Origin of the sequence: Stenotrophomonas sp. GZD-301 (genome assembly GCF_049310345.1) — a bacterium.
In the GTDB taxonomy this organism is placed as follows: domain Bacteria; phylum Pseudomonadota; class Gammaproteobacteria; order Xanthomonadales; family Xanthomonadaceae; genus Stenotrophomonas.
The window spans coordinates 1-22,075 of the sequence record NZ_JBMOWY010000024.1; the positions used below are offsets into that span (position 1 = coordinate 1).

Genomic DNA, 22,075 nt, shown 5'->3' on the forward strand with positions numbered 1-22,075 from the left:
GCGCTGCGCGCGCAGCCGGCTAGAAGCCGGCTCTACAACGGCGTGTCCGATTCGCTTCACGCCCCGTAGAGCCGGGCTCTGCCCGGCTGCTCTTCGTTCCGACACCGATAAACCCCCGCGCGCTGCGCGCGCAGCCGGCTGGAAGCCGGCTCTACATGCCTGCCAGCGCGGCGTGGATCTGCTGCGGCGACTGGAAGCCCGGCAGCCGCGCTACTTCGTGACCCTCACGGACCAGCAGCAGCGTCGGTGTCTGGCGCAGCCCCAGGCTGCGGAAGAACGCCTCGCCAAGTGTCTCCAGCTTCACGTTGAGCAGTACCACGCCCTCGGCCTGGGGCGTGGCGGCGACTGCCGCCAGCGACATCGCCAGCATCCGGCAACCGGGGCAGTTGTCCTTGTGGAAGTCGACCAGTACGGTCGGATGCGCGCGCAGCGCGGCGTGATACTCGTCCGGGGTTTCAGCATGCAGGGTCAGCATGGGGGAAGGATCTCGATGGCGGCCGATACCTGATCGACCCACTGATGGATGGACCGGGTATCGGCATCGCCGTGCGGCATCTGCTCGATCTCCAGGACCGGATGCGGGGAACCGAAGAACCGCGCCAGCCGATGCGCGGCACCGCAGTAGTACTCCTGGCCCCACTGGGTTTCGCCGGTGCCGAACACCGCCACGCGCGGCGGCGGCGGCAGACCGGGGCCGTCGCGCAGCGCGGCGACGAACTGTTTCATCTCGGTCGGGGTGCGGCCGGCGTTGTCGGTCCAGCAGCCCAGCAGCAGCACATCGAGCTGCTGCCCGACCTCCACCGCCTGCGCGCCGTCCACGTCCACGCAGCGCACCGCATGCCCGTGCGCACCCAGCCGTGCCGCGACGATGCGCGCAACCTCGCGGGTGTTGCCGCTCAGCGACGCATAGGCGAGAAGAACGTGCATCGGTGCGCCTTACAGGTCGTCGAAACCGTTGTCCGAATTGGTCTTCTTGTAGCTGGCGTTGCGCATCTCGAAGAAGTCGGTCTTGGTCTCGGTGAAGTTGTCGGCGTAGGCCTTGATCCACGGCATCACGTTGACGTTGGTGTCGCTGTACAGCTTCTCGATGCCGAGCATGCCGGCCATCTTGTTGGCGCGGTACTTCACGTAGCGGATCATCTCGTCCACATCGATGCCGTCGATGCCATCCAGCACTTCGCCGGTCCAGCGCGTTTCCAGCGCGATGGCATGCTCGAACGCATCGTGCACGTAGGCGGTGAGCTGTTCGCCCTGCAGCTGCTGGTTCTCACCGACGATGGCGCGGATCAGCTCGCTGATGAACTTGGTGTGCGCCAGCTCGTCGCGGTTGATGAAGCTGATGATCTTGCCGGTGCCGGTCATGCGGTTCTGCCGCACCAGGTTGTAGAAGAACGCGAACCCGGAATAGAAGTTGATGCCCTCCAGGATCGACGACTGGATCAGCGAGCGGATCAGCGTTTCGGCGGTCTTCTCACGCATGAAGTCGTCGTAGGACTGCATGATCGGCGCGTTGCGGGCCAGGATGGTCGGATGCGTCCGCGCCAGTTCGAATACGCGGTTCTGGTCGGCCAGCCCGGCGATGGACGCCAGTACGTAGCTGTAGCTTTCGTTGTGGATCACTTCCTGCTGGCCGATGATCGCCGCATTGGCGTGCGCGGCCGGGTCGGTGATGTACTCGGCCACGTTGTAGATGAAGCGGGTCTGTGGCGAGTCCAGCGTGGCCAGCAGGCCGATGATCGAGTCGTACGCATTCTTCTCGCGCGCCGACAGCTCGCCGTACTGGCGGGCGTCGCCCTTCATGTCCACCTCGTCGGGAATCCAGAAGTTGGTCGACAGCTCCTTGTAGGCACGGTAGAAGGACGGGTAGGGGATGTCGTTCCAGTTGAGGATGCCGCTGGTGCGGCCGTTGATGATCCCGGTGGAGCGGTTGGGGTGGCGCGGTTCCAGGATTTTGATGCGTTCGAGCGGTGTTGCCATGATGGGTCCGGAAGTGAGCATTGGGGTTGAGACGGCAGCGCGAATGCGGCGTGCTAGCTGCCGCACCACTCGCATTCGTCGATGTCGATATCGTTTGAGCGCACGTAGTACGTGGTCTTCAGGCCTTCGCGCCACGCACTCATGTGCAGCGCAAGCAGGGTGCTGGCGCGGATGGTGCTGGGCACATACAGGTTGAAGCTGATCGACTGGTCCACATGGCGCTGGCGGCGCGCGTTCTGCCGGATGCTGGCGAACTGGTCGAGCCGGTAGGCGCCTTTTTCGTAGTACGGGTAGGTGTCCAACGACAGGCCCGGCGCGGCCACCGGGCGCCGGAAGTCCTTCTTTTCCTCGTAGTAGAACGCGCCGTACACCGGGTCGATCGATGCACTGGAGCCGGCGATCTGCGCGGTGCTCATGTTCGGCGCCACCGCCATCAGCCAGCCGTTGCGCAGCCCGTGCACGCCAACCTGTGCCGCCAGCTCCTGCCAGGCGGGGCTGTCGTAGCCACGGGCGCGGAAGTACTCGCCGTTGTGCCAGTCACTGCCCAGGAACGCGCTGTAACGCCCCTTTTCCTCGGCCAGGCGCATGCTGGCCTGGATGGCCAGGTAGTTGATGCGCTCGTACAGCGTGTCGGCGTAGTCCTCTGCCTGGCGCGCGTCCCACGCGATGTGCTGCTGGGCCAGCAGATGGTGCCAGCCGAACGTGCCCAGTCCAATCGCGCGGTACTTGCGGTTGGTGATGGTGGCCTGCGGCACCGGTAGCTGGTTGAGGTCGATGACGTTGTCGAGCATGCGCACCTGGATCGGCACCAGCCGCTCCAGCACGTCGCTGGACAGCAGGTCAGGCGCGGCGGTGACCGCGCGGCCGAGGTTGATCGAGGACAGGTTGCACACCACGAAGTCGCCGGCCTGGCGCGTGGTGACGATCTGGTCGCCGCTGATCATTTCCTGGATCAGCCGCGTCGGGCTCATGTTCTGCAGGATCTCGGTGCACAGGTTGCTGGAGTACACCTTGCCGGCGTGCTTGTTCGGGTTCATCCGGTTCACTTCGTCCCGGTAGAACATGAACGGGTTGCCGGTCTCCAGCTGGCTGACCATGATCCGCTTGAACAGGTCGATCGCCTTGATCGTGCGTCGGCCGATGCGCTCGTCGGCCACCACCTCGGCGTAGCGGTCGCGGAAGCTGCCCTGGCCGCGCTGTTCGTCATGGAAGTCCTGCAGGTACCAGCCCTTGATCCGCTTGACCTCGTACGGATCGAACAGATACCAGTCGCCGCGCCGCTCGACCGCTTCCATGAACAGGTCCGGCAGGCATACCGAGGTGAACACATCGTGCGCGCGCAGGCGCTGGTCGCCGTTGTTGAGGCGCAGGTCGAGGAAGCTCTCGATGTCGCGGTGCCACACATCCAGGTACACCGCGATGGCGCCCTTGCGCTGGCCCAGCTGGTCCACGCTGACGGCGGTGTTGTTGAGCTGCTTGATCCACGGCACCACGCCGCCGGAGGAGTTGGCCACGCCGCGGATCGACGCGCCGGCCGAGCGCACGTAGCCCAGATAGGCACCCACGCCACCACCGTGCTTGGAGACCCGCGCCACATCGGTATTGGAGTCGTAGATGCCCTGGAGGCTGTCGTCGACGGTGTCGATGAAGCACGAGGACAACTGGCCGGCCACCTTGCCGGCATTGGCCAGGGTCGGCGTGGCCACCGTCATGTACAGATTGGACAGCGCCCAGTACGCCTCGCGCACCAGCAGCATGCGCCGGCGCCGGCTGCGGTCGCCGCTGAGGTGTTCGTGCTGCATCAGGTACAGCGCGATGGTCAGCCAGCGCTCCTGCGGCAGCTCGTACACGGCGCGCGAGTGGTCGGTGGCCAGGTAGCGGGTCGCCAGCAGATACAGCCCGTTGTAGGCAAACAGCAGGTCGCGGTCGGGCTCGATCATCCGGCCGGCTTCTTCCAGTTCCTCCTTGGAATACGCCTTGAGAATGTCGATGGAGTACACATTGCGGTCGGCCAGGCTCTCCTGCAGACCCACGTAGGACCCGTACTTGAGGGTGGCATCGTAGAAGCGGTTCTTGCTGGCGCGCTTGTAGAGCCGGCGCAGGTAGAGGCGCGCGGCGACGTGTTCCCACTCCGGCGCGGTGAGGTCCACGCGCGATTCCGCTTCGCGGATCAGCAGGTCCACCATCTCATCGGCACTCAGCTGCTGGCGCCGCGCGATCAGGGCCAATACGCCTTGCAGGTAGCCGGCCAGATCCAGCTGCGGGAACTCGGCGTGTACCGTCTGCAGCGTCCGCTCCAGGCGCTGCCGGTCGAACGGCATGCGGCGGTTGCCGCCTTCCTTGGTAATCCATAGCGCCGTTTCGGCGGCAGCCAGGGTCGGGTCCGGCGACACGCGGGTGTCGGCGGCGGTGGCGGTGTCTTCGTTGCTCATCGAAATTCCATGCAGGACGCAGTTGTCGTGGCGCGATGCACGCATCGCGGCGGCCGGTCGGGCGTCATGGAGGCGGTGTCCTGCGTGGGCAGGCGGTCGAAACCGGTGCGGACCGGTGACCTCGGGCGCGCTTCCAGACGTCGTTCGCGGGGTCACGTCGTGCGCGGAGCAGGGACGTGACGGAACACCGGGCCTGGCGGAAGCGGGGAGCCGATGAACACAACATAGTGTGGGTCTGCCTCATCGTCAACATCATATGTTGGGCTATTGCCCGACGAGAGGTGACCCAGTGTCGCAGTGCCGACGGGCGCCGTTGGCTAGGTCCAGCGGGGCGGTTCGAGCAGCACGGTGCGGTCATGCACCAGTTGCGCATGCAGGCGCGCGTAGGCCATATCGGTGAAGGCGCTGGCCATCGGCGAGGCGGCTGCATCGCGTGCGGTCTGCGCACGTGCGGCATCGAGATCGTCGCTGCGCAGCGCGAGGTCGGCCAGTACGATCACCCGGCCGGGCTGCACTTCCACGTAGCCGCCCGAGACGTAGATGTGCATCGGATGCGGATCGGCAGCCGCATGGATCGAGAGCATGCCCTCGCGCAGCGTGCTCAACAGCGGCGTGTGCTGCGCCATCACGCCGAACTCGCCCTCGCTGCCGGGCAGGCGCACTTCACGCACCGCACCGGACCACAGCTCGCCGATGAGGCTGATCACCTGCAGCTCGAAGGTGTGCGGCGTTGTTGCGATGAAATCCGGCGGCGGAGTGGCCGGGCGGGGGAAAGCCATGACGGTGCACCGGGTCGGGATGTGTCGAGCGTAGCCGCGTGCCTGTGTGCGGGGGTTGATGACTGAACGGGCGGCAGCGGCACCGCCATTTCGCGAATGCGAACTGTTATCATTTGATTCGATAGCCACATCGTTTACATCTCGATGAAGCCGATCAATCAACGCGCGTGGGCAGCTCCGTGCGCGCCATCCATTCTGATTGGCAGTGGTCCCATGCACGCACGTTCCAAGGTTTCTGGTCTTCCCGCCCTGGTCTTCGCCGCTCTGGCCGGCACGATGGCGATGATGTCCTTCGTCGCGGTCATCGGTCCGGTGGTGCGCCTGCTCGGCCTCGCCGAATGGCATGCCGGTCTGTCGGTGACCGCCGCCGGCGTGTTGTGGATGCTGTCGGCTCGGCGCTGGGGCATGCTCAGCGACCGGATCGGCCGCAAGCGCGTGCTGTTGATCGCGCTGGCCGCCTACGCGGTGATCTACGTGGTGATGGCGGTGTTTGTCGACCGGGCGCTGCAGTCGCCGCCGGCGTTGTGGGTGTCGGTGCTGGCGCTGGTTGGCACGCGGGCGCTGGTTGGCCTGTTCTATGCCGCCGTGCCGCCGACCGCCGCCGCGCTGGTGGCCGACGAAGCCGCGCCCGGTCAGCGTGCCGGCGCGATGGCCAAGCTGGGCTCGGCCAATGCACTGGGCATGGTGCTGGGCCCGGCCGCCGCCGGCTGGATCGCGTTCCAGCACCTGTCGCTGACGCTGTACATCGCCGCGCTGCTGCCGGTGCTCGCGTTTGCAGTGATCGCCTGGCGGCTGCCGGCCCATGCACCGGCCGCGCCGAGCCAGGGGGGGCCGCGGCCGCGCCTGGCCTGGGGCGATGCACGCCTGCGCCTGCCGGTGCTGGCGGTGTTTGCCGCGATGATCTCGGTCACCATCGCGCAGGTCACGGTGGGCTTCTTCGCCATCGACCGGCTGCGCCTGTCCCCGGCCGATGGCGCTCGGGTGGCGGGGTTGGCGCTGACGGCGGTGGGCGTGGGCCTGATCCTCGCGCAGGTGCTGGTGATGAAGCTGTCGCATGTACCGCCCCGGCGCTGGATCGCACTGGGTGCGCTGATCGCCGCGATCGGCTTCGGGTCGGTCGCCGCCGTGGCGACGTCGTGGCAGCTGCTGCTGGCCTACGCTGTCGCGGCATTTGGCATGGGCTTTGTGTTCCCCAATTTCCAGGCGCTCGCCGCCGACTCGGTCGAGGCCAACGAACAGGGGGCGGCGGCCGGCACGGTGGCGGCGGTGCAGGGCCTGGGCATGGTGATCGGGCCGATGGTGGGCACGCTGATGTACCAGTGGTCGCCCAGCGCGCCCTATCTGCTGGTGGGCGTTCTGCTCCTGGTGCTGGCGATGGCCGCGGCGCTGCACGGGCGGGGAGGTGCCGCATGAGCGACGCACCGACCACCGGCGTGCTCCAGGACGACGCGATGGACACGGTCGCTGCGCCGCTCGACGCGCCGCAGTTCCTGTTGCGCGCGCCCCGGCGCAGCCTCGCCGCGCAGGGCTGCCGCGCCCGGTTGCCGGCCGGCACCACCGCAACGTTTGCAGAGCGCGTCGCGCGCTTCTTCGCCGGCGCACGGCCCGGCCCCGCGCTGCTGGTGGGCGCGCTGCCGTTCGATCCGGATGCGGACGATGCACTGTTCCAGCCCGACACCCTCACCGACACGCTGCCGGCCGCGCCGGGTGTGGCGCCCGCCACGGTCGCCGACCTGCGCGCCGAGCCCAGCCCGGCGGCCTATGTGCAGGCGGTTGCAGATGCCGTCACGGTACTGCGCAGCCCCGGTGCCACGCTGCACAAGGTGGTGCTGGCGCGCAGCCTGCGCGTGACGAGCCTGCAGCCGGTGGCGCCGACCGCGCTGGCGGCGCGTCTCGGCCAGGACCCGAACGTGGCCACCTATGTCGTGCCGCTGCCCGATGCTGGGGCCGAGCCGGCCTGGCTGGTGGGCGCCACCCCCGAACTGCTGGTGTCGCGCCGTGGGCCGCTGGTGTACTCGCACCCGCTGGCCGGTTCCGCGCGACGCTGCGCCGATCCGGCCGAGGACGCACGTGCGGCCGACGCACTGCTGGCATCGACCAAGGACCACGACGAACACCGCCATGTGGTGGAGGCGATCGTGGCCGCATTGGCGCCGGTATGCGAGCACGTGGAGGCTGCGGCACGGCCGTCGCTGCATGCCACGGCCAGCATGTGGCACCTCGGCACGCGTATCCAGGCACGGCTGAAGGACCCGTCCACGACCGTGGCCGCGCTCGTGGCGCGCCTGCACCCCACGCCGGCGGTCTGTGGCACGCCGCAGCGTCTGGCGCTGGACACGATCAGGTCGCTGGAGCCGGTGCCGCGCGGTTTCTATGCCGGTGCGGTTGGCTGGACCGATGCGCAGGGCGATGGCGACTGGTATGTCGCCATCCGCTGCGCGCGGGTGCAGGGCAAGCAGGTGCGGCTGTATGCCGGTGCCGGCGTGGTGGCCGGTTCGGACCCTGCGGCGGAGCTGGCCGAAACCGCTGCCAAGTTCACCGCGCTGCTGACCGCGCTCGGCGCCAGTGATGTACCCACGACATGATGGACCCGGAGCCTGCGATGACTGCCGTACCCCCTTCCACCCGCGTTCCGCTGCGGCAGACCTGGCCGCCGGCCGAGGTGGCCCGTTACCGTGCCGCCGGCTACTGGCGCGGCGAAACCTTTCCAGGCTTCCTGCGCGAGCGTGCCCGGCAGCATCCCGACCGGATTGCCGTGGTCGGCGGCGACATCCGCCTGACCTATGCGCAGGTGTGGCAGGAGGCAGAGCGCATCGGCGCCGGCCTGCTGGCGCTGGCGCTGCAGCCGGGCGACCGCGTCCTGGTCCAGCTCGGCAACGAGCCGGCGTTCATCAGCGTGGTGTGCGCGCTGTTCCGCGCCGGCCTGGTGCCGGTGTACGCCCTGCCGGCACACCGCATCAGTGAGGTGGCGCATCTGGCCGCGAAGGCCGAGGCACGTGCATTCATCACCACGGGTGTGCGAGATGGCTTCGACCACCGCAGTCTCGCGCGCGACGTGCAGGCCCAGGTGCCTTCGGTACGCCATGTGGTGATCGCCGGTGAACCCGAGGGCTTCCTTGCGCTCGATGACCTGGCCGGTGACCCGGCGCAGTTGCCCGGCGACCCCGACCCGCAGTCCGTGGCCTTCCTGCAGATCTCCGGCGGCAGCACCGGCCTGCCCAAGCTGATCCCGCGTACCCACGACGACTACATCTATTCGTTCCGCGCCAGCAATGGCATTTGCGGCATCACCCAGGACAGTGTGTACCTGGTGGCGTTGCCGGCCGCGCACAACTTCCCGATGAGTTCGCCCGGCTTCTTCGGCGCGCTGTACGCCGGTGCGCGCGTGGTGCTCAGCACCGGTGCCGGGCCGGACGCGGCGTTTCCGCTGATTGCCCGCGAGGGGGTCACCTGCGTTGGGCTGGTGCCGCCGCTGGCGCTGCTGTGGGCGCAGGCCGCGCAGACCACCGCGCATGACCTGTCCAGCCTGCAGGTGGTGCAGGTGGGCGGTGCCAAGCTGGTGCCGGAGGCGGCGCGGCGCGTGGTGGCTGGCCTGGGCTGCCAGCTGCAGCAGGTCTTCGGCATGGCCGAAGGGCTGGTCAACTACACACGTCTGCACGATCCCGAGGACCGGGTGCTCACTACCCAGGGCCGGCCGATCAGTCCCGACGATGAGGTGCTGGTGGTGGACGAGCAGGGCCGCCCGGTGGCCGACGGCGAGACCGGGGACCTGCTGACCCGCGGCCCGTACACGATCCGCGCCTATCACAACGATCCGGTCGCCAATGCGCGCAGCTTCACCGAGGACGGTTTCTACCGCACTGGCGACCGCGTGCAGCGCGTGGACGGCGGCTACCTGGTGGTGCAGGGCAGGGCCAGCGACCACATCAACCGCGCCGGCGAGAAGGTCTCGGCCGAAGAAATCGAGGACCACCTGCTCGCGCATGCCGGCGTTTTCGATGCGGCGGTGGTGTCCCTGCCGGACCCGCACCTGGGCGAGCGCAGCTGCGCATTCGTGATCACGCGCGGCGCGCCGTTGACCGGCCCGGCACTGAAAGCCTGGGTGCGGGGCCGCGGGCTGGCGGCGTTCAAGGTGCCGGACCAGATCGTGTTCGTCGACGCATTCGATACCACGGCGGTGGGCAAGATCAGCCGCCGCGAACTGCGCGCGCAGCTGCGTGCGCGCCTCCTGCAAACCAATGGAGTCTCGCCCTTATGGCGCCGCCGACGATTCACGCGTATCCCTTGCCGCAGGCCGGCGAACTGCCGACTGCTCGCGGCCCCTGGCGGCCGGATGCGGCGCGCCTGGCGCTGCTGGTGCACGACATGCAGCAGTATTTTCTGGCCGCGTTCGCGCCGGATGCAGCGCCGCTGGCACCGGCGGTGGCCAATATCGCGCGCCTGCTGGCGCACTGCCGTGCACGCGGCATTCCGGTGTTCTACACCGCCCAGCGCGGGCAGCAGGATCGACGCGACCGGGGCCTGCAGGCCGATCTCTGGGGGCCGGGCATGTCCGCCACCGCCGCACACGAGACCATCCTCGACGCGGTCGCGCCGACTGCCGCGGACCACGTGCTGGTCAAACACCGCTACAGCGCCTTCCAGCGCAGCAATCTGCAGACGATGATGCGTGCACGGGGCCGCGATCAGCTGCTGGTTACCGGGGTGTACGCGCATATCGGCTGCACCGCCACGGTGCTGGACGCCTTCCAGCATGACATCGAGGCCTTCATCGCCGCCGACGCGGTCGCCGACTTCTCGCGCGAGGACCACGACATGGCGATGCGCTGGATCGCGCGCACCTGTGGCGTGCCGATGACCACTGGTCAGCTGCTGGAGGCACTGGCATGAGCGCGCCTTCGCCGCTGACGCTGGAACGCATGCGCGCGGACATCGCGGGCATGCTGCATGAGGCGCCCGACGCCGTGGGCGACGACGATCACCTGATCGACCTCGGGCTGGATTCGATGCGCGTGCTTGGCCTGGTCCTGGCATGGAGCAACACCGGCATCGCGCTGGAGTTCAGCCACCTCGCCGAACACACCACGCTGCGCGCGTGGTGGGCCGTGGTGCAGCGCCTGCAGGGCACCGCACCGGCATGAACGCGCCCCACGCACCGCTGCGCCACGCGCTGACCGAGGCGCAGACCGGGCTGTGGTACGCACAGGCGCTGGCCGACGCGCCGGCGGCCTTCAACACCGCGCATGTGGTGTGGATCGACGGTGAACTGGACGAGCAGGCCTTTGCCACTGCGGTGGCGGCCGCGGTGGCCGAGACCGATGCGCTGGCGCTGCGGTTTGCCGAGACGGGCGACGGCGTGCCCGAGCAGTGGGTGGATCCCGCACAGCGGCCGCGCCTGGAGCAGGTGGATGTGTCGGCGCACGCCGATCCCGAGCGCGCCGCGCGCGCCGGCATGGACGACGACCGCCTGCGCCCGGTCGATCCGCGACGCGACCGCCTGGCCGTGCAGCGGCTGTATCGGCTGGGGCCGGCGCGCTTTGCCTGGTACCTGCGGGTTCACCACCTGGCGACCGACGGCTATGGCATGGCATTGTTCTGCGAACGGGTGGGCGCGCTGTATGCCGCCGGGCAGACGGCAGCACCCGCACTCCCCGCACTGGCGCCGCTGCGGCCGGTGCTGGAGGAGGATCTCGGCTACCGCGACAGCCCGCGACGTCGCGACGACGCGGCGTACTGGCACACCTACCTGCAGGCAGCACCGCCGGCGGAAAGCCCGGGCGGACGCAGTGCACCGGCATGCGCGGACGCGCTGCGCATCGAGCGCACCGTTGAACCGGCGTGGTTCGAACGGGTGCAGGCCGCGTCCACGCAGACCGGCGTGCCGTGGCCGGATCTGTTGACCGCGCTGGTGGCGGCCTACTGCCAACGCCTGGCCAGCGCGGACGAAACGGTGGTGGGTGTGCCCTTCATGGGGCGGCTCGGCAGCGCCTCCGCGCGCGTGCCCGCGATGGTGATGAATGTGCTGCCGCTGCGTGTCTGCGGCGGCGTTGAAAGCGTGGCGGCGTTCGTCGCCCGCGTCGCCCGGGACCTGACCCGCGCGCGACGGCATGGCCGCTATCGCGGCGAACAGCTGCGTCGCGATCTCGGCCGTGTGGGGGCACAGCACCGCCTGCACGGGCCGCTGGTGAACCTGCAGCCGTTCTATCGGCCGCTGCCGCTGGCCGGCGTGCATACCCGGCTGCAGGTGCTGGGCACCGGGCCGGTGGATGATCTCACCCTGGGGTTCCGCGGCGATGGCGGCAGCCTGCTGACCGTGGAGATCGAGGCCAATCCGGCGCTGTACAGCCTGGCGCAGGCGGAGGCACATGCCACGCGTCTGCTGCATTTCGTGACCTGCGCTCTGGAGGTGCTGGCCGCCGACGGCGCGATGGACGACATCGCCCTGGCCACGCCGGCGGAAGCGCACCGGGGCGTGGTCGAGACCAACGCCACCGCCCATCCGCTGCCCGACACCACCCTGGCCGCGCTGCTGGACGCGGGCATGGCGATCCAGCCCGGGGCGCCGGCCGTGGTGTTCGGCGCGACCTCCCTCAGCCATGCGGCGCTGGAGCAGCGCAGCCGCGCACTGGCGTTGCAGCTGCGCGCCCTTGGGGCGGGTCCCGGTACGCGGGTGGCGGTTGCCTTGCCACGCTCGCTGGACCTGATAGTGGCGCTCGTAGCCGTGGTGCGCGCCGGTGCCGCATACCTGCCGCTGGATCTGGACCATCCGCCGGAGCGCCTCGCGCGCATCCTGCGCTCGGCCGCGCCGGTCTGCGTGCTGGCCGCGCCCGATGCCGCCGCGCGCCTCGACGGCGCGACGGTGGTTGCGCCTGCGCACTGGGCGCCCGCATCGGCATCGCCACTGGATGACATCGCCGGGCCGGCCGACGCGGCGTATGTCATCTACACCTCCGGCTCCACCGGCGAGCCCAAGGGCGTGGTGATCGAACACCGGGCCATCGTCAATCGCCTGCTGTGGATGCGCGAGCACTACGCGTTCAACGCCACCGACCGCATCCTGCAGAAAACCCCGGCCACGTTCGACGTCTCGGTCTGGGAGTTCTTCCTGCCGCTGCTGTGCGGCGCGACGCTGGTGGTGGCACCGCCGGACGCGCACCGCGATCCGGTGCAGCTGGCCGACCTGGTCCGTACCCACGCCATCACCACCCTGCATTTCGTGCCGTCGATGCTGGCGGCATGGCTGGCCACGCCCGCCGTCCGGGGGCTGGCGCTGCGCCGCGTGTTCACCAGCGGCGAAGCGCTCGATGCCGAGCTGCGCGACCGCTTCCACGCCACGCTCGCGGCCGACCTGCACAACCTGTACGGGCCGACCGAGGCCGCAGTGGACGTGAGCTGGTGGCCGGCCGGGCCAACCGACACCGCGCGCCCCGTGCCGATCGGCTTTCCGGTCTGGAACACGCGGCTGTACGTGCTTGATGCACGGCTGCGGCCGTTGCCGCCGGGCGTGGCCGGGGAACTGTACCTGGGCGGCGTGCAGCTCGCGCGCGGCTACCTCGGCCGCGACGACCTCACCGCCGAGCGCTTCCTTGACGACCCGTTCCTGCCCGGCGAGCGCATCTACCGCACCGGTGACCTGGCGCGCTGGCGCGAGGATGGCGCGGTGGAGTATCTCGGCCGCACCGACAACCAGATCAAGCTGCGCGGGCTGCGCATCGAGCTGGGCGACATCCAGTCCGCGCTGTGCAGCGCGCCGGGCGTGGAGCGCGCCGAGGTGCTGCTGCGCGAAGACCGGGTGGGCGAGCGACGCCTGGTCGCCTACGTGAGTGGTACGACGGTGGACGCCACCACGCTGCGCGCCCATGTGGCCGGCCTGCTGCCGGACTACATGCTGCCCGCAGCGGTGGTGCAGGTGGCCCAGTGGCCGGTGACGGCCAACGGCAAGCTCGACCGTGCAGCGCTGCCGGCGCCGGTTGACCCGGACAGTGCCGGCCGGCCGCCGCGCACGCCGACCGAGCAGGCCTTGGCGGACCTGTTCGCGCAGGTCCTGCAGCGCGGGGAGGCGATCGGCATCGACACCGATTTCTTCGCGCTCGGGGGCGATTCGCTCCGTGCGGTGCACCTGCTGCTCGCCATCCAGGCGCGCTGGCACTGCGACCTTGGCCTGGGCGCGGTTTTCGCCGCGCCCACCGTGGCCGGACTGGCGGCGCGGATCGACGCGCCGCCGCAGGGTGTCGACCACGGCCTCGCGCCGATGATCCGGCTGGCCTCGGGAACGGCCGCGCGCGCGCCGCTGTTCGTGGTCCATCCTGCCGGCGGCATCGCGTGGAACTACCGCGATCTGGCACGCAGCCTGGACCCTCCGCGCGATGTCTACGGCCTGCAGTCGCCTGCACTGGACCCGGCGCAGGCCCTGCCGGCCAGCATCGAGGCGCTGGCGGCCGCGTATGCCGCGCGGGTGCAGGCGCAGGCGCCGGAGGGCCCGGTGCACCTGCTGGGCTGGTCGGTCGGCGGCATCCTCGCGCAGGCGATGGCGGTCGCGCTGCAGGCGCAGGGCAGGGCGGTGGGCGTGCTGGCGCTGCTCGACGCCTACCCCAGCGACTGCTGGCGCGCGGAGCCGGAGCCCGACCCGGTGGCGGCGCTGCGTGCGTTGCTGGCCATCGCCGGTCATGATCCGGACGCGCATCCAGAGCTGGACAGCCGTGAGCGCATTCTCGCCTTCCTGCGGCGCGGCGACAGCGCGCTTGGCAACCTGCCTGACGTGGTGCTCGATGGCGTGGTGCGCGCGGTCACCGGCACCAACCAGTTGATCCGCGCCCATCACCACACGCGCTACGACGGCCCACTGCTGCATGTGCGCGCCGGGTTGGACCACGCCCATCGCCCGCATCTGCAGTCCGCGCTGTGGGCGCCGCACGCGGCCGTCGTCGAGGCGGTCGAACTGCCGTTCCTGCACGCCGAGCTGACCGGTCGCGATGCCGTGGCGCAGTTGGCGCCCGCGCTGTCGGCACGTCTCCAGCAGTGGGACATCACACAGGACGCATCCAGATGAAACTGACGGGATTTGAAGGCACCGTGGCCGTGGTCACCGGCGCCGCTGGCGGCATCGGCGCGGCACTGGTGGGGCTGCTGCAGGACAGCGGCTGCATCGTGGTAGCCACCGACCGCGATGCGTCGATGCTGCCGGCGTCGACGGGCACGCTGCACGCGCGGGCGCTGGACGTGGCCGATGCCACCGCTGTCGACGCACTGGTCGCGTGGATCGAGACCACGCTCGGGCCGATCGGGTTCGGCGTCAACGTGGCCGGTGTGCTCCAGGTGGGCACCGTGGCCGACACCGACGATGCCCAGTGGCGGCGCGTCTTCGCGGTCAACACCGACGGCGTGTTCCACCTTGGCCGGGCGCTGGCGCGGGTGATGGCACCGCGTCGTCGCGGCGCCATTGTCACGGTCAGTTCCAATGCCGCCGGCGTACCGCGTCACGGCATGGCGGCCTACGCGGCATCGAAGGCGGCAGCCACCATGTTCACCCGCTGTCTGGGCCTGGAGCTGGCGCCGCTCGGCATCCGCTGCAACATCGTCGCGCCGGGCTCTACGCTGACGCCGATGCAGACCGGCATGTGGGCCGACGAGGACGGCGCGCAGGCGGTGATCAACGGCAATCCCGGCGCGTACAAGGCCGGCATCCCGCTGCGCAAGCTGGCTACCCCGGACGACATCGCCCACGCGGTGATGTTCCTGCTGTCCGACCAGGCCGGCCACATCGCCATGAGCGATCTCTACGTGGACGGTGGGGCGACGCTGCGCGGCTGAGCCCGCTAGCCCTGCAGCCAGCGTTCGCACGCCGCACCGGACTCGCCCGCGGAGGCCGCCTTTGCACAGGCGCCCTGCATGCGCGCCTGCAGCCGCTGCAGCGTGTCGGCGCCCTGATGCGCCTTGCTCCACGACTGCAACGATGCGCCGAGGCGTTCGAAGCGCTGCCGGGTACGCTGGTGATAGCCGGCCGGTTGCGCGTCCAGGTCGGCGATCACCGCCGTCGTCGCCTGTTCGATGGCGGCACTGTCGGCAGGCGTGAGCCGCACCAGTCCCTCCACATACAGCACGCCCCACTGCACTCGCGTCGCCGGGCCCTGCGCGCCGTCGTACGCCTTGCGCAGCCAGCCCAGTGCCCCCTGCCGATCGCCGCGCGCTTCGGCCAGCTCGGCCAGCTCGGGCATGTAGTAGTAGGCGCTGGTGCTGCGGTCGAGTTCGGCGAGCAGCAGCTTTTCCGCCGCGGCATCGTCTCCGGACTGGCGCAGCAGATACGCCGCCGTGCTGATGGTGGCCTGGCGTTCGTGATCGGTGGTGGCCGCTTTGTCCGCCGCGGCCACGCGCTGCCGCGCCTTCTGCTGCAGGGCGTCGGGGACCGGCGTGTCCGGATGCTGCTGGCGGTACAACGCCAGTTCGGTGATCGCGGCCGACAGGCGAGCGTCGGCAGGATCGCCCTGCGCCGCATCGGCAGCATCCAGCGCCGCCAGCAGGCGCGTGCCGGCCTGCGCGGCCGCGTCAGGCGTGGCGCTGGCGCGCTGGATCAGCGCCGGCCCCTGGTAACCGAGCAGGTCGCGGTTGGCGCGTACCTCGGCAGGTGCGGCCAGCACCGCGTCCAGCAGCGTCGCGATCTGGGCACGCTCGGCCGAACCGGGCGGTGGAGCGTCCTTGGCGGGCGCTGCCGTGGCAAGGGCGAGCAGGGCGAAGCGACGCTGCAACGCGGCGTCGGGCGCTGCCGCTGCCAGCTGGCCGAGCAGCACCGCCGGCGCACGCTCGCCGGCGAGCCGGTTGGCATCCACCTCCCAGCCGTAGTCGCCCAGCACCCGCCAGTCGTCGGGCTGCAGTCGGTCCGGCGTGGTCAGTGCGGTCTGCAGCACGTCGGCCACGGCGGCGCGACGGGTGGAGGCCAGGCGCAGGGCGCGGGTCAGTTCGGCGCTGTCGTTGCCACCGGCAAGCCGGGTGATCTCGCGGCGCTGCGGATCCAGCACGATCAGCGTCGGGTAGCCGCGCACGCCGAACTGCTCACCCCAGGCCTGCGCACCGGCCTCATCGCCGTCCAGATACACCGGAATGAACTGGGTGGTGAGCGCGATGAAATCGCGATCCTTGAACAGCGTGGCCTTCAGCCGGTTGCACGGCGGGCACCACACCGCGCCCCAGTACAGCAGCACCGGCTTGCCACTCTCGCGTGCTTCGGCGAACGCATCGTCCACGTCGCCGTGGCGCCAGTCGATGGCGGTCGCCGCAGGGGCGGGCGCGGCCGAGGCCGACGCGGCGGGAGGGGCGGAAGGTGTGCAGGCGGTCAACAGACCGGCCACGCCGAGCAGGCCGAGCAACAAGGCAGGACGCATCGAGAATGTCCACGGCAGAGGGAAGGGTGCCCCGCAGGGCGTTCTGCATTCTAGGAACACCGAACGTGCTGGCGCGCCTCCGCGTCATGCCCATTGCGCATGTTGGTCAACGTTGTCGTGATAAGCGCGAACCCCTGCCGGTCACCACGTGCCGCGCATGCGTCCCCCGGAGGCAAAGGACTCAAGGTCCTGGGCAAGCTGGTGAATGCGGAGCATGCAGTCATTAAGACGGTCTGTCGTTGCATCCCCGTCACGCGGAATCGACTGTCTTTGGTACCAGCCAACACGGTGGAGGTAACCATCCTCTGTCTGCCAGAACAGATTTGGATCGCGCAGTAGTTTCAGCAGATCCAAGAGCCACCTCAGGAGTTCAACCTGTATGGCATGGGCGACCTCCAGCTGCGCATGCAGAGAGTGGTCGAATGTCATTGCATGACACTCACGGATCAGGCTCTCAATGCGGTGGATGAGTGATGCATCCAGGAAGGCAGGATAGGGCACTGGCCCTCCGGGCAAGCGCAGCTCCCTGACGCGCTGCAGGAATGCACGCGTTTTGCGCGTCACTGTGCCGGGATCGACGCGCACGTCGAATTGTTCACCGTACTGTGCTTCGAGCTGACAACGGGCCTCCGCGTCTCGTTGCCACTGGATCAGCAGGCGCACGGGGTAGCCATCAGGCAGTTTGTCGACGAGCGTCGCACAGGTCGGGCAGAGCCACACGCCGTTGTCATAGGCGCTGACCTGATCGCGTGTCAGTTCAGGATCAGATCGCGGTCCACCGCTGGACGCAGCTACGGCATGCGCCGCGTGACCAATATCGATCACGCCACCGAGCGCTCTTGGGAGCAGGGTCTGACGCCGGCATTCGGGCCGTGCACAGTGCCCACCCGTGCGGTCCCGTAGCTCAAGACGCGTAGCGCGGCTGAAGTTCGCGCGGTTCAAGAAACACCACCGCAGCATTGAGTGACGTCGCAAGCGTGACGGGAGAAGAAGATCATCCTGTGGATCCTCCAGCGTGAGAGGTGGCGAGTGGTTACTTATTATCGCCCAGGACTCACTGCCCGGGTCTGCTACGGTTGGGACCAGTGCACGATCATCCCGGCTTGCGCGCCCGCGGTTTGCGCGGCTTGCCGGGTGAGGGCTTGGGCGCATCCTTGCCGCCCAGCAGGCCGCCCTGCTGCAGGTGTTCCATCCAGGCCAGCGCGTCGACGTAGGCCATGAAGTGGCGCAGATAACCGGGGGCCAGCTCGCCCATGCGGGTCATGGCGCGGTGGACGAGCACGGCCGAATTCAGCGGCCCGCCATCGCCCGGCCCCTGCGCCAGCGATTGCCGGACCTGGCTGCGCGTGCGCACGGCACTCCACAGCGCCTGGAACTCGGCAACGGCCGGCATTGCCGGGAACGCCGTGGTTGGCGTTGATGGATCGGTGGTCAGCGGGTGGGCGCCCGGGGCGCTGTCGGCACGCGCCCGCAGCGCACCGCGCAGGGCGTGCAGGGCGGCCTGGCCGGGCCGCGTGCCGGGGGCGCCGGCGGTCGGTGCCGGCGTGATCAGCGCCTGCGCATACGCGGCCACGTGGGTGGCCAGTGTCTGTTCCAGCAGTGCGCGTGCTGCGCCGTCATGGTCCTGCGCACGCTCTGCCAGCGACTGCATCGCCTGCAGCCGCCACGGCGTGTGGCCAGGTGCGGGCTGCGCCAGCCACTCGGCCAGCTGCGCGCGCGGATCGATCCGATCAGTGCGCATCGCGCGGTGCCGACGGGCGGGGCATCGGGGCGATCTCCACCCGGCGATTGCGCGCGCGGCCTTCCTCGTCGGCGTTGGAGCCCACCGGCTGCTCGGCACCGAATGCGGCCGCGAACACGGCATTGGCCGGCACGCCCTCGGCGATCAACGCGCGGGTCACGGTCAACGCACGTTCGGCCGACAGGGCCCAGTTGTCGGCGAACTGGCGGTTGCCTTCGCGCACCTGACGGTCGTCGGTGAAGCCGCTGACCATCAGGATCTCCTCGCGCGACGCGAGGTACCCGGCCAGCGGCGCCGCCAGGCTCTTCAACAGGTCGCGGCCTTCCGGCTGCAACTGGTCGGAATTCAAGGCGAACAGCACGCTGCCGCGGATGCCGATGCGGCCATCCACCAGCGTGACGCGGCCGGCCGCCAGCGGCACCGCCAGCGCCTGTTCCAGGGTCTGGCGACGCTGGGCCTCGGCCTGGCGTTGTCTGACTTCCTGGTCCAGGCGGTCGGACAGCTCCACCTGCAGCACCACCACGCCGACCAGAATCAGCACGAACGCGCCCAGCAGCACCGACATCAGGTCGCCAAAGGCGGCCCAGATCGGCGCGCCGGACTCGCCGTCGGACTCGATCTCACCGCTCATGCGGTTTCCGTTTCCGCGGCGGCGCCGCGGCCGGCGAGGGCCTGCAGCTCCTCGATGATCTGCTTCTGCGAGAGCACGCTGAGATCGATCACTTCACGCGCCTGCGCGACGTAGTACGCCAGCTGGTCGTCGCTGCGCGCCAGCGTGGTTTCGAGCGCGCCGGCAATCTGCTCCAGGCGTTCGCCCAGCCCCTGGCTGGCGCTGCCGAAGGTGTGCATGGCGGTGCCGAAGGCGTCGGCCAGGCTGGCCACGTCCACGGCACCGCCGGTGACCTGTGCCGCTACCGCGTCGAGCTTGCCGGTTTCGGCGGCAATGTGGTCGGTGAAGCGACTGCCCACGCGCTCCATAAGCTCGGCCGAGGTGCTGACGAGGGCATCGACCGCGCCACGCTGCTCGGTGGACGCGTGGTTGACGGCGTCGAGCAGCGTTCCCAGCGTGGCCAGCAGGTGGCTGCGTTCTTCCAGCATCGCCGTGTCGTGGACCATGCTGTCGGAGAGCTTCTGCCGCAGTTCGGCCACCACCTCGGCCGCTGCCTTGGGCGCTTCCGACGCGGCCTGGACCAGGCGCGAGATTTCGCTGATGGTGTCGCTGGCGTGTGCCTGGGCCTGCGCGGTGATGGTCTCGGCGGTGGCGGCCAGGGTGTCGCAGATCGCCTGCTGGCGCTGCGCGACCTGATCGCCGGTGCGCTCCCAGCGCTCGCCCAGCGTGGCCGACAACGTGTCGAAGGCGGCCGTCCAGGTGGTCAGGCGCAACGTATCGCGCGACTCCAGTGCCGCCTGCAGGCCGGTGTGGGACTGCTGCATCGCCTCGATCAGCGACAGGCTGCGCGCCTCCAGCGCGTCCGCCGCGGCGGCCACCGCCAGCTGGTTGCGCTCCACCAGGGCCGCGTTGACGCTGTCCTGGCGCGCCAGTGCGTCCTGCCAGGCGGTGGCGGCGCTGGCAGCGCCCGCATCCAGCCGCTGTGCAAGCGCATCCAACAAGTCGGCCGCACGTTGATCGTGGCGCTCGCCGAACCGGGCCAGTGCCGTGCCAAGCTGGGTGGTCAGGGCAGTCTGGGTCTGCGACTGCGCCTCCAGGCCGGCCTGCCAGGTGTCGGCCGAGGCCTGCAGGCGCGCCGACACGGCATCAAGCAGGGCCACGGTGCGGGCATCATCGCGCGCGGCTGCCGCAGCGAGATCCGCGCGCAGGGCGCTGGCCAGCGTCGCGCCGGCGTCCTGCTGTGCGCTGGCGAGCGCGTGCTGCGCCGCCTGCTGTTCGGTCACGCCGCGTTCCCACTGCTGCACGGTGTCCTGCAGGCGGGCGGACACCGTCTCGACCAGCGTCCCGATCCGGGCATCGTGGTCCGCGGCGAACCCGCCGAGCGCGCCGCGCAGGTCGGCGGCCAGCGCCGTCTGGGCCTCGCGCTGCGCGCCCAGTGCGCGCGTCCAGTGGTCTGCCGCCGCGGCGCGGCTGGTCTCGAAACCGGCGCTGAGGCCATCCAGCTGCCGTTGCACCGCGTCGCCCACGGCCGTCTGCAGCGTCGTGTTCTCGCGGACGATGCCGGTGAGCGTGCCTTCCAGCAGCGGCTGCAGCACACCGCCGATGGCCCGGGCGCTGTCGGCCACGCCGGCCTGCAGCGTGGCTTGTACCGCGTCGGCGAAGCGGGCGTGGTCGGCGTCCATGCGGGCATGGAACGCCTCCTGGCTGGCAAGCAGGCGCTCGCTGGCCGCCGTACTGCTCTGCTCGATGGCCTGCGTCATGGCCTGCAGGCGCTCGACCAGGGTGGGCAGCACGCCGGCCTGCTGCTCCAGCAGGCGCAGGGTTTCGCTGCGCTGGTGCGCCTGCGAGTGCACGTGCAGCGTGGTGGCGATCTGGCCATCCAGGCCCTGCACGGCCAGCAGCCGTTCGCGCCGGCACAGCGCCGACAGCAGGCCGAGCATGGCCGAGGTGGCCACACCGGCGATGGAGGTGCCGAAGGCGACCGCCAGTCCTTCGACCGGCGCGCCAAGCGACCCGCGGATGGCCTGCAGGTCGGTGGCATGCGCCAAGGCCAGCCCGGTGCCGCGCAGGGTGGCCATCATGCCCAGCAGCGTGCCGAGCATGCCCAGCAGCACCAGCAGGCCGACCAGGTACGGGGTGAGCGTGGGTGCCGGCAGCGCGATGCGCTCGCCTTCCACCCGCAGCCGGACGGCATGGCGCAGGGCCGGCGGTACACGCTGCAGCCAACCGGCCAGACCGTCGCCGGCGGCGGCCACGTCGCGAACGGCCGCCTCCAGCGCCCGGGTGCCCTGCCGGTAGCGGTACAGCTCCACACCACCGGCGAGATAACAGGCACCGATCAACAGGGCGACCGCCGCACCCACCGGGTTGGAACCGACATAGCCGGCGCCGATCCAGCAGACCGCGGTCAGGCCGAGGAGGAAGACAACAACGTAGAGGCTGTTCTTGAACATGGGGTCCCAGTTATCGGGGCCGAAGCGCTGCAAGCAGGCCTTCGATCGGTTGGAAACGAACGTCCAGCTCGGCCATCGCGACGTTCTGCATATCGATGCGGAACGCGGTGCGCCAGGCGGAAACGAGGGGTGGGGCAGGGGCCGGTTCGGCCACCGGTGCAGGCTCGGCCGCGTCCTGCAGCCGCTGGAAATGCGCGGCGAGCAGCGTCGGGATGCCGGCCAGCAGGGCGTTTTCGCGCGGGCTAAGGGTCTGCTCCATGACCGCGTCGATCTCCGCCAGCCGCGCCATCGCCGGCGACCGTGCCGCCAGCATGTCGCGCAGCCGGCCGCGCAGGCGTCCGGTGGCGGCCATCATCGCCCGCTGCTGGGCCTGATAGCGCTGGCCGAATACCGGGAACGCCGCACCCTCGGCCACGGCACGCTCCAGCGCGTCGTCCTGCTGCAGCGACGCAAGCAGCGTGGCGCGGCTGCGTGCGCAGTCCGCGTCTTCCGCAGCGTCGAACACCGCAGCGTCCTCAGGGGCGGCAGGCAGGCGGCCATCGAGCGCGCGCGACAACGCCACCGCCCGCGTCCAATCCACCCATTGGCTCAGGCGGTCGGATAGGTCGGGGCTGGACAACGCGATCCCGCCGTCCATGAGCCCGGACAGCAGGCGGATGAAGGCCGGGCCCGCTACAGGCGTCCGGTGCGGCGTAATGGGCATGGTTC

General features: G+C 70.0%; 17 protein-coding genes and 1 pseudogene. 7 read left to right on the forward strand and 11 right to left on the reverse strand.

Annotation, left to right across the window (positions count from 1 at the left end; genetic code table 11):
• Window positions 1-151: 151 nt before the first annotated feature.
• From ACO6VK_RS06325 to atpC, 5 genes are all read right to left on the reverse strand, one after another.
• Window positions 152-475, reverse strand: a complete 324-nt coding sequence (locus tag ACO6VK_RS06325; RefSeq protein WP_422506057.1) for a thioredoxin family protein — start codon at window positions 473-475, stop codon at window positions 152-154.
• Window positions 469-927, reverse strand: coding sequence for a flavodoxin (locus ACO6VK_RS06330; RefSeq protein ID WP_422506058.1), 459 nt, complete (start codon window positions 925-927; stop codon window positions 469-471). The genes ACO6VK_RS06325 and ACO6VK_RS06330 overlap by 7 nt, the downstream gene beginning before the upstream one ends.
• Window positions 928-936: 9 nt before the next feature.
• Window positions 937-1,980: a ribonucleotide-diphosphate reductase subunit beta gene (locus ACO6VK_RS06335; RefSeq protein ID WP_422506105.1), complete on the reverse strand. Its 1,044-nt coding sequence runs from the start codon at window positions 1,978-1,980 to the stop codon at window positions 937-939.
• 50 nt (window positions 1,981-2,030) lie between these two features.
• A complete protein-coding gene (locus ACO6VK_RS06340; RefSeq protein WP_422506059.1) occupies window positions 2,031-4,454 on the reverse strand; it encodes a ribonucleoside-diphosphate reductase subunit alpha in 2,424 nt (807 codons plus the stop codon).
• Between the two features lie 272 nt (window positions 4,455-4,726).
• On the reverse strand, window positions 4,727-5,188 hold the full coding sequence (gene atpC / locus ACO6VK_RS06345) for an ATP synthase F1 subunit epsilon (protein WP_422506060.1): 462 nt from the start codon (window positions 5,186-5,188) through the stop codon (window positions 4,727-4,729).
• Window positions 5,189-5,401: 213 nt separating this feature from the next.
• On the opposite strand from atpC, the gene ACO6VK_RS06350 reads away from it, so the two are divergent.
• From ACO6VK_RS06350 to ACO6VK_RS06380, 7 genes and pseudogenes are all read left to right on the forward strand, one after another.
• A complete protein-coding gene (locus tag ACO6VK_RS06350; protein ID WP_422506061.1) occupies window positions 5,402-6,601 on the forward strand; it encodes an MFS transporter in 1,200 nt (399 codons plus the stop codon).
• Window positions 6,598-7,773, forward strand: coding sequence for an isochorismate synthase (locus ACO6VK_RS06355; RefSeq protein ID WP_422506062.1), 1,176 nt, complete (start codon window positions 6,598-6,600; stop codon window positions 7,771-7,773). The genes ACO6VK_RS06350 and ACO6VK_RS06355 overlap by 4 nt, the downstream gene beginning before the upstream one ends.
• A gap of 17 nt (window positions 7,774-7,790) precedes the next feature.
• Window positions 7,791-9,431 (forward strand): annotated as a pseudogene (locus tag ACO6VK_RS06360) ((2,3-dihydroxybenzoyl)adenylate synthase); the annotation flags it as partial.
• Window positions 9,432-9,442: 11 nt separating this feature from the next.
• On the forward strand, window positions 9,443-10,078 hold the full coding sequence (locus ACO6VK_RS06365; RefSeq protein ID WP_422506063.1) for an isochorismatase family protein: 636 nt from the start codon (window positions 9,443-9,445) through the stop codon (window positions 10,076-10,078).
• Window positions 10,075-10,329, forward strand: coding sequence for a phosphopantetheine-binding protein (locus ACO6VK_RS06370; protein WP_422506064.1), 255 nt, complete (start codon window positions 10,075-10,077; stop codon window positions 10,327-10,329). Before ACO6VK_RS06365 ends, ACO6VK_RS06370 begins: the two co-directional genes overlap by 4 nt.
• Window positions 10,326-14,237: an amino acid adenylation domain-containing protein gene (locus tag ACO6VK_RS06375; protein WP_422506065.1), complete on the forward strand. Its 3,912-nt coding sequence runs from the start codon at window positions 10,326-10,328 to the stop codon at window positions 14,235-14,237. Before ACO6VK_RS06370 ends, ACO6VK_RS06375 begins: the two co-directional genes overlap by 4 nt.
• Window positions 14,234-14,998: a 2,3-dihydro-2,3-dihydroxybenzoate dehydrogenase gene (locus tag ACO6VK_RS06380; RefSeq protein WP_422506066.1), complete on the forward strand. Its 765-nt coding sequence runs from the start codon at window positions 14,234-14,236 to the stop codon at window positions 14,996-14,998. Before ACO6VK_RS06375 ends, ACO6VK_RS06380 begins: the two co-directional genes overlap by 4 nt.
• Window positions 14,999-15,003: 5 nt before the next feature.
• On the opposite strand, the gene ACO6VK_RS06385 is transcribed toward ACO6VK_RS06380, so the two are convergent.
• The 6 genes from ACO6VK_RS06385 to ACO6VK_RS06410 all read right to left on the reverse strand — a co-directional run bounded on the left by ACO6VK_RS06385 (window position 15,004) and on the right by ACO6VK_RS06410 (window position 22,070).
• Window positions 15,004-16,563 (reverse strand): thioredoxin family protein, encoded by a 1,560-nt coding sequence (locus ACO6VK_RS06385; protein ID WP_422506067.1) that lies wholly within the window; start codon window positions 16,561-16,563, stop codon window positions 15,004-15,006.
• Between the two features lie 141 nt (window positions 16,564-16,704).
• Window positions 16,705-17,388 carry a hypothetical protein gene (locus ACO6VK_RS06390; protein WP_422506068.1) on the reverse strand — a complete coding sequence of 228 codons (684 nt, stop codon included), beginning with the start codon at window positions 17,386-17,388 and terminating at the stop codon, window positions 16,705-16,707.
• 268 nt (window positions 17,389-17,656) lie between these two features.
• Window positions 17,657-18,304, reverse strand: a complete 648-nt coding sequence (locus ACO6VK_RS06395) for a DUF2894 domain-containing protein (protein ID WP_422506069.1) — start codon at window positions 18,302-18,304, stop codon at window positions 17,657-17,659.
• Window positions 18,294-18,935, reverse strand: a complete 642-nt coding sequence (locus ACO6VK_RS06400) for an OmpA family protein (protein WP_422506070.1) — start codon at window positions 18,933-18,935, stop codon at window positions 18,294-18,296. Before ACO6VK_RS06400 ends, ACO6VK_RS06395 begins: the two co-directional genes overlap by 11 nt.
• Window positions 18,932-21,367, reverse strand: a complete 2,436-nt coding sequence (locus tag ACO6VK_RS06405; RefSeq protein WP_422506071.1) for a DUF802 domain-containing protein — start codon at window positions 21,365-21,367, stop codon at window positions 18,932-18,934. The genes ACO6VK_RS06400 and ACO6VK_RS06405 overlap by 4 nt, the downstream gene beginning before the upstream one ends.
• A gap of 10 nt (window positions 21,368-21,377) precedes the next feature.
• Window positions 21,378-22,070, reverse strand: coding sequence for a DUF3348 domain-containing protein (locus tag ACO6VK_RS06410; RefSeq protein WP_422506072.1), 693 nt, complete (start codon window positions 22,068-22,070; stop codon window positions 21,378-21,380).
• Window positions 22,071-22,075 lie beyond the last annotated feature (5 nt).